At 60.4% G+C, this 12,503-nt stretch carries 11 protein-coding genes and 1 riboswitch; of the genes, 5 read left to right on the plus strand and 6 right to left on the minus strand.

What is annotated here, in order from left to right; all coding sequences use genetic code 11:
• Nucleotides 1-15: 15 nt before the first annotated feature.
• The 3 genes from EQV97_RS19205 to EQV97_RS19215 form a co-directional block, all read right to left on the minus strand.
• On the minus strand, nt 16-1,380 hold the full coding sequence (locus EQV97_RS19205) for a DUF1329 domain-containing protein (RefSeq protein WP_122838771.1): 1,365 nt from the start codon (nt 1,378-1,380) through the stop codon (nt 16-18).
• A 28-nt stretch (nt 1,381-1,408) separates the two neighbouring features.
• Nucleotides 1,409-3,304, minus strand: a complete 1,896-nt coding sequence (locus EQV97_RS19210; RefSeq protein WP_122838770.1) for a DUF1302 domain-containing protein — start codon at nt 3,302-3,304, stop codon at nt 1,409-1,411.
• 335 nt (nt 3,305-3,639) lie between these two features.
• A complete protein-coding gene (locus EQV97_RS19215; RefSeq protein WP_122838769.1) occupies nt 3,640-5,322 on the minus strand; it encodes a fatty acid--CoA ligase in 1,683 nt (560 codons plus the stop codon).
• 231 nt (nt 5,323-5,553) lie between these two features.
• On the opposite strand from EQV97_RS19215, the gene EQV97_RS19220 reads away from it, so the two are divergent.
• Both EQV97_RS19220 and EQV97_RS19225 read left to right on the plus strand, forming a co-directional pair.
• Entirely contained in the window at nt 5,554-6,447 is an 894-nt protein-coding gene (locus EQV97_RS19220; protein WP_240889537.1) for a glycosyltransferase, read from the plus strand.
• A gap of 28 nt (nt 6,448-6,475) precedes the next feature.
• Nucleotides 6,476-7,108, plus strand: a complete 633-nt coding sequence (locus EQV97_RS19225) for a CatB-related O-acetyltransferase (RefSeq protein ID WP_122838767.1) — start codon at nt 6,476-6,478, stop codon at nt 7,106-7,108.
• A 42-nt stretch (nt 7,109-7,150) separates the two neighbouring features.
• Here the strand turns inward: EQV97_RS19225 and EQV97_RS19230 are convergent, their stop codons facing one another.
• Complete coding sequence (locus EQV97_RS19230) at nt 7,151-7,780, minus strand: LysE family transporter (protein WP_225569541.1); 630 nt, start codon at nt 7,778-7,780, stop codon at nt 7,151-7,153.
• A 132-nt stretch (nt 7,781-7,912) separates the two neighbouring features.
• Between EQV97_RS19230 and EQV97_RS19235 the strand changes: the two genes are divergently transcribed.
• The 3 genes from EQV97_RS19235 to EQV97_RS19245 all read left to right on the plus strand — a co-directional run bounded on the left by EQV97_RS19235 (nt 7,913) and on the right by EQV97_RS19245 (nt 10,759).
• Nucleotides 7,913-8,878 carry a 2-hydroxyacid dehydrogenase gene (locus EQV97_RS19235; RefSeq protein WP_240889539.1) on the plus strand — a complete coding sequence of 322 codons (966 nt, stop codon included), beginning with the start codon at nt 7,913-7,915 and terminating at the stop codon, nt 8,876-8,878.
• A gap of 33 nt (nt 8,879-8,911) precedes the next feature.
• Nucleotides 8,912-9,910, plus strand: coding sequence for a class I SAM-dependent methyltransferase (locus EQV97_RS19240; RefSeq protein ID WP_122838764.1), 999 nt, complete (start codon nt 8,912-8,914; stop codon nt 9,908-9,910).
• Between the two features lie 52 nt (nt 9,911-9,962).
• A riboswitch (yybP-ykoY riboswitch) is annotated at nt 9,963-10,084 on the plus strand.
• A gap of 90 nt (nt 10,085-10,174) precedes the next feature.
• Nucleotides 10,175-10,759 (plus strand): TMEM165/GDT1 family protein, encoded by a 585-nt coding sequence (locus EQV97_RS19245; RefSeq protein ID WP_045059254.1) that lies wholly within the window; start codon nt 10,175-10,177, stop codon nt 10,757-10,759.
• Nucleotides 10,760-10,905: 146 nt separating this feature from the next.
• On the opposite strand, the gene EQV97_RS19250 is transcribed toward EQV97_RS19245, so the two are convergent.
• Together EQV97_RS19250 and EQV97_RS19255 are read right to left on the minus strand one after the other, a co-directional pair.
• Nucleotides 10,906-11,724 carry a M48 family metallopeptidase gene (locus EQV97_RS19250; RefSeq protein ID WP_045059253.1) on the minus strand — a complete coding sequence of 273 codons (819 nt, stop codon included), beginning with the start codon at nt 11,722-11,724 and terminating at the stop codon, nt 10,906-10,908.
• A gap of 129 nt (nt 11,725-11,853) precedes the next feature.
• The gene (locus tag EQV97_RS19255; RefSeq protein WP_240889541.1) at nt 11,854-12,477 is read right to left on the minus strand and encodes an SOS response-associated peptidase; all 624 of its coding nucleotides are present in this window, start codon (nt 12,475-12,477) and stop codon (nt 11,854-11,856) included.
• Between the last annotated feature and the right edge of the window lie 26 nt (nt 12,478-12,503).

Genomic DNA, 12,503 nt, shown 5'->3' on the forward strand with positions numbered 1-12,503 from the left:
TCTGTTCAGTACAGCTTAGCGAACACCATCCTGACGCAATGCAGCAGGGGTGAAGTCGCTGGTGGTGGCAGTGAAGCCGAAATCATATGCCGACTTCTCTTCGTTTTTCATGCCCAGCGCCAGATAACGACCCGATTGCAGGTCATACAGGGTTTCCAGGGCGTACCACGGCACTTGTTTGTCGTAGTAGTTCTCGGCGTGGGCTTCCGCAACGCGCCACAGTTGATTACGACCGTCGTAGTGGTCGATCACCGCCGCCTGCCAGGTGTCTTCGTCTATGTAGAAGTCACGCTTGGCGTAGATATGGCGCTGACCTTCCTTCAGGGTTGCAACCACATGCCACACCCGGCGCAGCTCGTATCGAGCCAGGTCCTGGTTGATGTGGCCGGCCTTGATGATGTCGACGTACTTGAGCTTCGGATCGTCGAGCTTGTAGCTGTCGGAGGCGATGTACATCTCTTTCTTGCCTTCGAGTTTCCAGTCGTAGCGATCTGGCGCGCCGTTGTACATGTCCAGGTTGTCAGAGGTACGCAGGCCATCGGCGGCAGTACCCGGCCCGTCATAAGACACTTGCGGGGCGCGACGCACCCGACGCTGACCGGCGTTGTAGACCCACGCCGAACGCGGCTCCTTCACTTGGTCGAGGGTTTCGTGCACCAGCAGTACACCACCGGCCAGACGTGCCGGCGCGGTCACTTTCTGCTTGAAGTAGAACAGGATGTTGCCCGGGTTCGCCGGATCGTAATCCTTCATCTTGTCGCGGAACACGAACTGGTCCTGGAAATACACCAGGCTGAACGAGCCGTTAGGCTGTGGCGTGGCCTGGGTGACCAGGCGAGTCACGCTGCCGCCGCGATAACGGGTGATGTGGTTCCAGATAACCTCAACGCCGGTTTTCGGAATTGGGAACGGGACGGCAGTCTCGAAGTTTTCCAGGCCGTTACCACCGGACACCAGTTTGGTGTTGACGGCGTTTTTCTTGATGGAGGCGAACACTTCATCCGGCACGGTGGCACCGCGATGAGACGGGTAGACCGGCATCTTGAAGGTTTCCGGGTAACGCTTGAACATCGCGTACTGGCCCGGGGCAAGCTTCTCTTTGTACTGATCCACGTTCTGCGCGGTGATGGTGAACAGCGGTTTTTCACTGCCGTACGGGTTGGACAGGAAGCCCTTGCTGTCGACTGTGCCCGCATTTTTGGCCATGGGTTTCCAGGCCGGGATCGAACCGTCGGCGTTACCCGCCATCTCGGCGCCCATCGGTGTCAGGCTCTTGCCCAGCTTGTCCGCCTCGGCAGCGGGAACCGCCGCCATGACGCTGGTCGCCAGCAGCGAAAGTCCCAGAACACCGGCTTGGAACAGACTCTTTGTTATTTTCATATGTGTGTTCGTCCTGAAAATACTGTGCTTAGAAGTTCACGCCGACGCTGAGCGCAACAAAGTCGCGATCGTCCACAGTGGTGTATTTGCCGTCGAAGAAGTTGGTGTACGCCAGGCTCGCGGTGTAGGTGTTCTGGTACTCGGCATCAACACCCAGGCTGACCGCTTTGCGACCTTCCTCGAAGTTACCGCCTGGGCCAGGCGAGTAGCCGCTCACGTCATGGGACCAGGCCACGTTAGGCTTGAGGTTCACGCCGGCGAATACGTCGTTGTATTCCCAGATCGCACGACCGCGGTAGCCCCACGAGGTTGCGGTGGTGAAGCCTTCGTTGGTGCAATTGCGACTGCGGTTGTTCTGCGGCGAACCAGCACCTGCACCGTTGATGGTGCTGGCGTTGAGGATGTTGGCGCAGGTGTCGGTACCGGCAGGGCCAGTCGGTGGCAGTTCACCTGGACCGTAGACCGGATCGCGGCCGTAGCGCACGTCAGAAGAGCTTTCCAGGCCGCCGACGTGAGTCACGCCCACTTCACCTACCAGGGTCAGACGGCTGGCGCCCATCACTTGATCGAAGAAGTGCGTCAGGGTGGTCTGGAACTGGGTGATTTCCTTGCGACGATAACCGTGCAGGTCCTGGCCAGGAACGCCAGTCAGCAGCGAAGCATTGCCCAGGGCGCCGCCCAATGGACGTACACCGGCGAACAGGATGTCGGTGGAGTTGAGCTGCACCGGCGCGTTTGGACGATAGCTGATCTCACCGCTCCACGCCGTACCGGTAGGCAGGGTGGTGGAGAAGCTCAAGCCGTACAGGCGAATGTCTTCGGGGTATTCGATGAAATACTGCGAGTTGCCCGCCACCAGCAAAGGTGCCAGTGCAGCGAATGGACCCGGCAGGCCCGCGGCGGTGTTGTACACCGATTGCGGGGCACCCGTGGCGCTGAAGATCGGCGCACGGCTGTGGTAGTTCATGAAGTAGGCACCGAATTCGGTGTCCAGCGGATCGAACATGTACTTCAGGGACGCGCCCCATTGGCCGCTGTCCCGCGCATCGCGATCGGGGCCGCGACGGACCAGCACACCTTCCTCGTTGACATCTACGCCAGCACCAGCCAACGGGCCCAGGGCAATGGCCGGGATGGTCGAGCGTTTGTTCAACACCCGCAGGTTGCTGTCACAGCCATCGGCAACGATGTCCGGCTGGGAGAAGAAGGTGCCGCAGTTGTCGACGACGGTCTGGTCCCATTCCAGCTGGTAGAACGCTTCAGCCGAGAGATTCTCGGTGAGGCTCTGGGAGACGTAGAACATGTTGACCGGGATCAGGCCTTCCTTGATCTCGGCACCCGGACGACGGAATGCGGATACGTCGATCGGGTTGATCGAGTTGATGCCACCGCCGATGAACGTACTTTCGCCCCAGCTCACTACCTGCTTGCCCAGACGCACGGAGCCCGGCTGATCGGCGATGGAGTAGTTGTGGTAGACGAACGCATCGAGGATCTGGCCGCCGGAGGATTTGGCGCCTTCCTTGCGGTTGTCGTTGCTGACGTTCTTGAATTCAAGGTCTTCGTTTTGCAGTGCGAAGTCGTACCAGTATTTGCCCCGCACGAACACACCGGTGTCGCCGTATTTCAATTCAAGGTCATGGATACCCTTGAAAATCTTCGAGAAGGCCTGGCCGCTCTTGAAGTTCAGGTGACCGTCATCGGAAGTCTGGGACAGCCCGTGGCCGCCGTTGTTGACCCCGATGAGGTTCTTGTTCGGCGACTGGGTGGAAACGCTCATGCCCAGGGAGAGAGAAGAGTCGAACTGACCTTCGATTTCACCAATGTTGAAACTGACGCCGAATGCGGGCCCGGCGAGCGTAGAAGCAAGACTGACCGCCAAAGGCAATTTCGCCCGGCGCCAGAACTGGTTTACTGATGTCATCGACGCTACTCCATGTGCATTATTGTTATGGCAGTGAGTACTTTTAAAAACGTTGTGGCTGACCGGACGCCAGGGCGTTCCGAATTCAATCCAATGTGCATCGCCCCGTTTGTGCGTTTGCGCTCGTTCTTAAAAATCCTTGAGCGGACTATAGCCAGCAGGTAGTAGAGCTTGATCCCTCTAAAGTGTGATTTGCAGCTGCCAGCCACTCTGGAACAGTCCTTTCGCCAGTCCGACAACTGTCGGCACGGGAAGAATGGCTGAAAATTCAGATTTCACAAGCCAAGCGCTTGCTTGGTGGGGCTGGCGTGCCTTTTCGGGCACGCCAGGATCGCTTAAAGCGTCGAGAGGAAGGTGCTGTTGTTGGCCTGCCATTCGGTAATGTCGAGGCGGATTTTTTTCTTGTCCAGCTTGCCGACGCTGGTCTTGGGAATTTCGGTAACAAGAGCAATCTGGCTCGGGATCGCCCACTTGCTCAGGTGTCCCAGTTCCACGAATGGCTTGAGGTGTTCCTTGAGTTCCTTGGCCCCGATTACGTGGCCTTCGCGGATCACCAGCAAGGCGAACGGGCGCTCGCCCCACTGCGGATCGGCGATGCCCACCACTGCTACTTCGCGTACCGCTACATGTCGGCTGATCAGGTCTTCGAGGTCCAGGGAAGAAATCCACTCGCCGCCGGTCTTGATCACGTCCTTGATGCGGTCGCGAATATCGATCACGCCCATGGTGTCCAGGGTCGCCACGTCGCCGGTATGCAACCAGCCGCCCGCCCACAGCTCGGCGCCCTTCTGCGGTTCATTGAAATAGCCTTCGGTGAGCCATGGCGCGCGCAGTACCAGTTCCCCCTGAGTCTCGCCATCGGCCGGCAGGAAATTACCCTCGGCGTCGACGATCGCCGCCTCCACCAGCGGGCCCGGCACACCGGCCTTGATGCGGTAAGTAGTGCGCTCGTCTTCAGTGCCTGCCATCAGTTCGTCGTTGAGGTGCGCACAGGACACCAGCGGGCCGGTTTCCGACATGCCATAGGCTGCGGTCAACTGAATGCCCTTGGCCTTGGCGGCCTCATACAGCGCCCGGTTCAGGGCACTGCCGCCGATGACAATTTTCCAGCCGCCAAAATCGGTGTTCTGCGCGGCCTTGGCATTGAGGACCATCTGCAGGATGGTCGGTACGCAGTGGGAAAAAGTGACCTTCTCCCTGCGCCACAACTCCACCAGAAATTCCGGGTCGTAACGACCGGGGTAAACCTGCTTGAGCCCGAGCATGGTCGCCACGTACGGCAAGCCCCAGGCATGCACGTGGAACATGGGGGTGATCGGCATGTACACATCATTGGTGCCCAGCAGGCGCACGCTGTCGATGGCGCCCATGATGGTCGACACCCCCATGGTGTGCAGTACCAGTTGCCGATGGGTGAAGTACACGCCCTTGGGGTTGCCGGTGGTGCCGGTGGTGTAGAAGGTGGTGGCGACCGAGTTTTCGTCGAAATCCTCGAAATCGTATTGGGCGCTCGCTGCCGCCAGCAGTTGCTCGTATTCCCCCACGAGATTGGGCAGGTCAGCAGTTTTTTCCGGCAAGTCGGTCAGCAGCAGGGTGTTCTCGACGGTGGTCAGGTGACCGGCGATCGCGTTGTACAAGCCCACGAACTCGCTGTTGACCAGCACGAAGCGGTCTTGAGCGTGGTTCATGGTGTAGAGGATCTGTTCCGGTGAAAGACGTACGTTGATGGTGTGGATCACCGCGCCGATCATCGGGATGGCGAACATGCATTCCAGATAGCGATGGCTGTCCCAGTCCATCACCGCCACGGTATCCCCCGGCTTGACGCCGGCGGCGGTCAGTACGTTGGCGAGCCGTGCCACGCGCTCGATCAGGGTCGGGTAGCTGTAGCGCAATTGATCGCGATAGACGATCTCGCGGGTCTTCTCGTAGCGGGCACCCGACATCAGCAGGCGTTTAATCAGCAGCGGGTATTGGTAAGCGCCTTCGGCTGGGGGGATAACGCGAGTCTGCAACATAAGAATCCCTTTTCCTGACTGCACGGTCGTGGCTGAAAGCAGCACTCTAATGCGCCGGCCCGGGCATCAAATCAGCCAAAGGAATGATTTCATCGAAGGGTCAAATGCTAGCTTTGCGCCATCACCCACAGCCTCTGGCGGCCAAGCTTATTGCCTGCGCCGGGCAACTTGTAATGGATGCCAGCAGGGTTTCGTGCGAGCCTATGCACTTTTACCGACACAATGACAGCGATGAATACTGAAGTGACCGACCCTCTGGATTGCTCCAGTAAACAAGCGCCCCTGGTTTCCATTGTGGCGCCTTGTTACAACGCGGAAAAATACCTGGAAGAGGCGATCGCCAGCATCTTCGCTCAGGATTACCCGAATTTTGAAGTCATCATCGTCGACGATGGCTCAAGCGACAACAGCATCGCGATGCTCAGGCAATTGCAGCAAACCCATGACTTCCAGCTGTATACCCAGGCCAACCAGGGCGTCAGCGCGGCCCTCAACCACGGCTTGCGTTATGCCAAGGGCGACTACGTTTCCACGCCGGACCTGGACGACATCATGCTGCCGCAGTCCGTGCGCATCCGGGTGGATTACCTGGACCAGCACCCGCAAGTTGGCTGTGTGGGGGCGCTGATCATCTACATGGACAGCGACGGCAATACCATCAAGCAGCAACAACGCGACGAGATCCGCACCTACGACTTCGACAAGGTGCTCAGCGGCGCCGTGGTGATCGGTGCTCCGGTTGCGCTTTATCGCATGAGCGCCATGCGCAGTGCCGGCTTTTATGCGCCAAGCCTGCGGGTCCAGGATTTCCAGATGACCCTGCGCATCGCCCGCGTGGGTTACGAGGTGCATGAGCTGCCGGTGTGCGTGACCCGCTATCGCCGTCACCCCAACAATCTGTCGAGAAAGTACAAGGTGCTGCTACAGGCGGACCTTGAAGCCATCGCGCCGTACCTGGACCACCCCGCGTACCAGAGCGCTCGCACGCAACTGGTGAACAAGGCCCTCAAGTACGCGGTAGTCGAAGACAAGAAGGAAGCCTGGAAACTGTTGCGCTCCATTCCCTGGCGTCACCTGAACCGAACCAGCTTCCGCCGTTTGAAACGCCTGATGCTGCATCGCTGAGCGCCCCTCCCCGTTTCCAGGCCTGGTCATGAAATTTCTCGAAAAACTCAAACAACGAAAAATCCGCAAGCACCTCAAGCGCCTGGAAAAACTGCAACGGGCGCCAGAGAAAATTCGCCTGCGCTACCCCCGCTATGAAATAGGCGTGGGGACCTATGGCATTCCCGAGGTCATGGAGTTTGGTGACGATACGATCCTGAAGGTCGGCTCCTACACCTCGATAGCCGAAGGCGTGCAGATTCTGCTCGGCGGCGGGCATCGCACCGACTGGGTCAGCACCTACCCGTTCCCGTTGATGATCGACGAAGCACGGGATATTCCCGGCTGCAGCCCGACCAAGGGTGATGTGGTAATCGGCAGCGACTGCTGGATCTGCGCCAATGTGCTGATCCTGTCGGGCGTCACCATCGGTCATGGCGCAGTAGTCGCTGCGGGGGCCGTGGTCACCCGTGACGTGGAACCCTATGCGATCGTTGGCGGCAACCCCAGCCGGCACATTCGCTGGCGCTTCGAGGAAGACGTGCGCCAGGAACTGTTGGCATCTGCCTGGTGGGACTGGCCGATGGAAGAGGTGAAAACTGCGTCACGGTTGCTGTGCAGCAGCGACATGGACGGGTTTCTGGATTACGTCCGCCAGCGCCAGTCGAAACAACCCGGGTAACGGATTGGCCGCGACAAGATGGCGCGGCGCTCGCCAGTTCCTTCAATGCATTTCGGTAAACGCCAGTTTCACCCCGATGGCAATCAGCACCGCGCCCATGGTCCGATCGAACCAGTGGCCCATGCGCGCAAATCCGGCGCGCACTCGCTGCTGGCTGAACAGCATCGCCACCAGGCAGAACCAGATCGCCGTGGCCACCGCCAGATAGACGCCGTAGCCAGCCTGCACCGACAACGGCGTGTGCGGGTTGATCACCACCGTAAACAGCGACAGGAAGAACAGCGTGGCCTTCGGGTTCAGACCATTGGTCACAAAGCCCGAAGTGAAGGCGCCACGGGCAGTGCGCTCACCGGCTTCCTTGTGCAGGTCGTCGGTCACCTGCTTGGCCGGTTGCGCACGCAGCGCCTTGAATCCGATGTACAGCAGGTAAGCGGCGGCGGCCCATTTCAAGGCGTTGAACAGCACGATCGATTGCGACACGATCAGCCCAATGCCCAGCAGCGAATAACCCACATGCAGGAATATCGCCGAGCCAACCCCCAGTGCAGTCCAAGTGCCGGCGCGACGACCGTGGGTCACGCTTTCGCGCACCACCACCGCAAAGTCCGGACCGGGGCTGGCCACGGCGAGCAGGTGAATGAGGGCAACGGTCAAGAACTCTGTCCAATACATGCGCAAATCCTTAGTGGCAGGCCTGGCGAAATCCAGCGGCGTATAGGCCAGCCCTGCGATGAGTAACTGATTGTTTCATCTGTTAGGCTCGGCAGATTACGCCTTCAGATCAATGCACAAAAGGTACAGTTGATGACGAACACTCACCGCGCAGTTTTCCTCGACCATCCTTCCCTGGACCTGGGCGACCTCGACCTGGCACCGTTGCGCGATTGCTTCAGCGACTTGCAACTGTTCGCCCAGACAACGCCAGACCAGGTGACCGAGCGACTCAAGGGCGCGACTGTCGCCATTAGCAACAAAACCGTGATCGATGCAGCCGCCATCGCCGCGAGCACCGAGCTGAAGCTGATCCTGATTGCCGCCACCGGCACCAACAATGTCGATCTGGCCGCCGCGCGCGCCCACGGCATCACCGTGTGCAACTGCCAGGGATACGGCACACCCTCGGTGGCGCAACACACCATCATGTTGCTGCTGAACCTGGCGACCCGCCTGGCCGACTACCAGAAAGCCGTCGGCGAAGGACGCTGGCAACAGGCGAAACAGTTCTGCCTGCTGGACTATCCAATCGTCGAGCTTGAAGGCAAGACGCTTGGCTTGCTGGGGCATGGCGAACTGGGTGGCGCCGTCGCCCGCCTGGCGCAGGCATTCGGCATGCGCGTGCTGCTGGGCCAGATACCGGGGCGCCCTGCCAGGCCGGATCGCCTGCCACTGGCAGAGCTGCTGCCGCAGATCGACGCCCTGACCCTGCACTGCCCACTGAACGAACACACCCGTCATTTCATTGGAGCCCCGGAACTGGCCTCGATGAAACCCGGCGCTTTTGTAGTGAACACGGCCCGAGGCGGCCTGATTGACGAGCAGGCGCTGGCCGACGCCTTGCGCAACGGCCACCTCGGCGGCGCGGCCACCGACGTGCTCAGCGTAGAGCCACCGACCGCAGGCAATCCACTGCTGGCCGACGACATCCCTCGCCTGATCGTCACCCCGCACAACGCCTGGGGCAGTCGTGAAGCGCGCCAGCGGATCGTCGGCCAACTCACGGAAAATTCGCAGGGATACTTCAGCGGTAAAGCGCTGCGTGTCGTCAGTTGATAGACTGCGGCACTTTTTTCCAGGGAGCAGATTATGGATCCGCGCAGTGAAGTACTGCTTCGTCAGGCCGAGTTATTCCAGGGGTCGGTATTGCTCGCCGGGTTGCCCGCCGATGATCTGCTGGGACGCCTGCCCGATGCCCACGGCTGGTGCTGGCACGCTGGCGATCAAGCAGCCCTCGATGCCCGCTTCGCCGGGCGCAGCCACTTTGGGGTGACCGCGCCAGAGCACGAGTTCGCTACAGCAGTGGTATTTCTGCCCAAATCCAAGGACCTCACCGACTACATTCTCAACGCCCTGGCCTCGCGCCTGGCCGGTCGCGAGCTGTACCTGGTGGGCGAGAAGCGCAGCGGCATCGAAGGCGCCGCCAAGCAACTCAATCCTTTTGGCAAACCGCGCAAGCTCGACAGCGCGCGCCACTGCCAGCTGTGGCTGGTCACCGTGGCCGATGCGCCGCAGGCCAAATCCCTGGAAAGCCTGGCCCAGACTTATGAGCTGGACCTGTCTGAAGGACCGCTGACCGTCATCAGCCTGCCCGGGGTGTTCAGCCACGGCCGCCTGGATCGCGGCAGTGCGCTGCTGCTCGAGCACCTCGACAAGTTGCCAAGCGGTCATCTGCTGGACTTTGGTTGCGGTGCCGGTGTGCTGGGGGCGGCGGTCAAGCGCCGCTATCCGCACAATCAGGTGACCCTGCTCGACGTGGACGCCTTCGCGGCCGCCAGCAGTCGGCTGACGCTGGCCGCCAACGGCCTTGAAGCAGACGTGATAACCGGTGACGGTATCGATGCTGCACCTATGGGTTTGAGCGCGATTCTGAGCAACCCGCCGTTCCATGTGGGCGTGCATACCGACTACTTCGCCACCGAGAACTTGCTGCGAAAAGCGGCCAAACATCTGAAAAACGGCGGGGAACTGCGCCTGGTTGCCAACAGCTTCCTGAAGTACCAGCCGCTGATCGAAGAGCACCTTGGAGTATGTGCAATCAAGGCCGAAGGACAGGGCTTCAGGATCTATCGCGCCAAGCGCGGCTGAAATCTTTTCTGCCAAAAGAGACTTGCTCATTTGGATTTGCCTAGGCAGAATCCGCTCCGTCCTAGGGGAGTAGTCTCCCACGAGCGCCACGCTCGTCCGGCATACGTCAACATACTTGGTCCTCAGACCATGGCGTATGCGACCTCAAGGTCCGCACAGACGGACCTCAGGGTTTGACAAGACCTATGACACGAACACCTTACCCGGGGCGGGGAGGCTGTACGTGTCATAGCCGTGTCGACCCGCCCCTTAGGAAAATCCCTGATGCTGGACTCTCTACTCGTTCCAACCGCAATCGTTGCCTTGGCCGAAATCGGTGACAAGACGCAACTGCTCGCCCTCATTCTCGCCGCGCGTTTCCGCAAGCCCTGGCCAATCATCGCCGGCATCGTCGCTGCCACCCTGGCCAACCATGCGGCTGCCGGCGCAGTGGGCGCATGGGTCGGCAGTTTCTTCTCGGATGCGATGCTGCACTGGATCCTGGCCGCGAGCTTCGCCGCCACTGCGCTGTGGACCCTGGTGCCGGACAAGATGGATGACGACGAAGCCAGCACCGCACGCAAGTTCGGGCCGTTCGTGACCACGCTGATCGCGTTCTTCCTCGCCGAGATTGGCGACAAGACCCAGATCGCCACCGTCATACTCGCAGCGCAGTACCCGGAATTGTGGCTGGTAATCATTGGTACCACCCTGGGCATGTTGATTGCCAACGTGCCGGTGGTTCTGGCGGGTAACTTTGCCGCGGAAAAACTGCCATTGACCCTGATTCGCCGCCTGGCGGCTTCGGCGTTCTTCATCCTGGCGATCGTTGCGGTGTACAAGGCGATGCAGAGCAGCGGGTGGGTTTGACAAGGTAGGTCGCTAGACCGCGTTATCGTTCATCGCGGGCAAGCCTTGCTCCCACAGGGTTGGTGTTGATCACAAAATTCGTGGCCACCACGGGACCTGTGGGAGCGCTAGCCCGCGAAGGCGTCAGCGGCATCACCCCATGACTATCAAGACTTCGGCGCTTTCTCGTACAGCGGCATCACCTTCGGAATCGCTGCTTCCAGCGAAGCGATCCGGCTGGTCGAAGCCGGGTGAGTACTCATGAACTCCGGCGGCGAGCCTTCCGAGACCTTGCTCATCTTGTTCCACAGGGTAATCGCTGCATTCGGGTTGTAGCCGGCCCGAGCGGCCAGTTCCAGGCCGATCAGGTCCGCCTCGTTTTCGTTGGAGCGACTGTTGGGCAAGGTCATGCCGTAGTTGGCCACGGTGTCCGCCAGCGCCAGGCTGTCCTGGCCCAGGCCGAACAGCGCACCGGCGCCCTGCTTGGCCATCTCGATACCATAGGCTTTGGACATTGCTTCACGCCCGTGCTCGCGCAGGGCGTGGGCGATTTCGTGGCCCATGATCGCCGCGATTTCATCGTCGGTGAGCTTCAACGTGTCGATCAGCCCGGTGTAGAAAATGATCTTGCCGCCCGGCCCGCAGTTGGCGTTGAGTTCGTCGCTCTTGATCAGATTGACTTCCCACTTCCACTGCGCCGAATCCGGACGGAACACCGGCGCCTGGGCGATCAGCCGGCTGGCAATCGCCTGGACGCGCTTGGCATCATTGCTGGTTTTGTCCAGGACGCCCTGGGTGGTCGCTTCGCCGACGGTCTTCTGGTAGGACTGGGCATACATCTGGTTGACCTCGTCGGTCGACAGCATGCTGAACATGTACTGCTTGCGCTCAACACCTACCGCGCCACCGCTGGTGGTGTTGACCGACTGACAACCGGCGAGCAGCAGACCTGCGCTCAGTGCACACAAAACCAATGTCTTGTTCATCGAAAAGCTCCTTGAAAACATGCCGGTATCCTAGGCGCGGAATGTCATCGGCGCCAGATACAACAGACATACAGACGCTCATTTGAGGAAAAGGTCCTAGCCCGAGCAGAAAATTGCCCATGGCAGCGCCTAACCCGGCGTCAAACACTCCGGGCCATTGAGCTTTGGATCGTTTATGAGGTTGGCCAGCACCCGCTCGCGCAAGGGCGAAGGCTCGCTCGCCAGCAGGGCCTGCAAGGCATGCAACGGCGTCTCTGGATCGAGCCACGCTTGCTGCCCGGCGGCATCCAGAATCAATGGCCGACGCTGGCTCGCGGCCGGCTGCGTGATCACCGCCGTACTCAACCACACCTGTTCCTGCACCGGATATGCCTCCCAGATTGCCGCGAAAAACAGCGACGCGCCCTCACCCGGCGTCAGCCAGTACGGACGCTTGCGCGCGGTGCCGCGCCATTCGTAGAACCCGTTGGCCGGCAACAGGCAACGGCGCAGGCGCAGGGCTTCGCGGAACATGGGTTGTTCGGCCACGGTTTCAGCTCGGGCATGCGCGGGCGTGCGGGAAAGATCGGTCAGCCACGGCGGGGTCAGCCCCCAGCGCGCGCGCGCCAACTCGCGCTGGCCATCAGCGCCAGCGCGCAGCATCAGCACCGAATCGGTAGGGGATATGTTCCACTGGGCCTGCTGATCAACGGGAAAACCAGGCAGGGCCGCGAAGGCGGGGTTCCAGCGAAACAGGGCATAACGTCCACACATGGGGCAGCACAACTCTTGATCAAACG

The sequence above is a fragment of the Pseudomonas sp. TMW22090 genome, from assembly GCF_022496665.1.
GTDB lineage: Bacteria > Pseudomonadota > Gammaproteobacteria > Pseudomonadales > Pseudomonadaceae > Aquipseudomonas > Aquipseudomonas gregormendelii.

Bases quoted from the DNA above. Each gene is read 5' to 3' on its own strand.
- EQV97_RS19205 (WP_122838771.1), bottom strand. From the start codon at position 1,380: ATGAAAATAACAAAGAGTCTGTTCCAAGCCGGTGTTCTGGGACTTTCG.
- EQV97_RS19210 (WP_122838770.1), bottom strand. From the start codon at position 3,304: ATGACATCAGTAAACCAGTTCTGGCGCCGGGCGAAATTGCCTTTGGCG.
- EQV97_RS19215 (WP_122838769.1), bottom strand. From the start codon at position 5,322: ATGTTGCAGACTCGCGTTATCCCCCCAGCCGAAGGCGCTTACCAATAC.
- EQV97_RS19220 (WP_240889537.1), top strand. From the start codon at position 5,554: ATGAATACTGAAGTGACCGACCCTCTGGATTGCTCCAGTAAACAAGCG.
- EQV97_RS19225 (WP_122838767.1), top strand. From the start codon at position 6,476: ATGAAATTTCTCGAAAAACTCAAACAACGAAAAATCCGCAAGCACCTC.
- EQV97_RS19230 (WP_225569541.1), bottom strand. From the start codon at position 7,780: ATGTATTGGACAGAGTTCTTGACCGTTGCCCTCATTCACCTGCTCGCC.
- EQV97_RS19235 (WP_240889539.1), top strand. From the start codon at position 7,913: ATGACGAACACTCACCGCGCAGTTTTCCTCGACCATCCTTCCCTGGAC.
- EQV97_RS19240 (WP_122838764.1), top strand. From the start codon at position 8,912: ATGGATCCGCGCAGTGAAGTACTGCTTCGTCAGGCCGAGTTATTCCAG.
- EQV97_RS19245 (WP_045059254.1), top strand. From the start codon at position 10,175: ATGCTGGACTCTCTACTCGTTCCAACCGCAATCGTTGCCTTGGCCGAA.
- EQV97_RS19250 (WP_045059253.1), bottom strand. From the start codon at position 11,724: ATGAACAAGACATTGGTTTTGTGTGCACTGAGCGCAGGTCTGCTGCTC.
- EQV97_RS19255 (WP_240889541.1), bottom strand. From the start codon at position 12,477: ATGTGTGGACGTTATGCCCTGTTTCGCTGGAACCCCGCCTTCGCGGCC.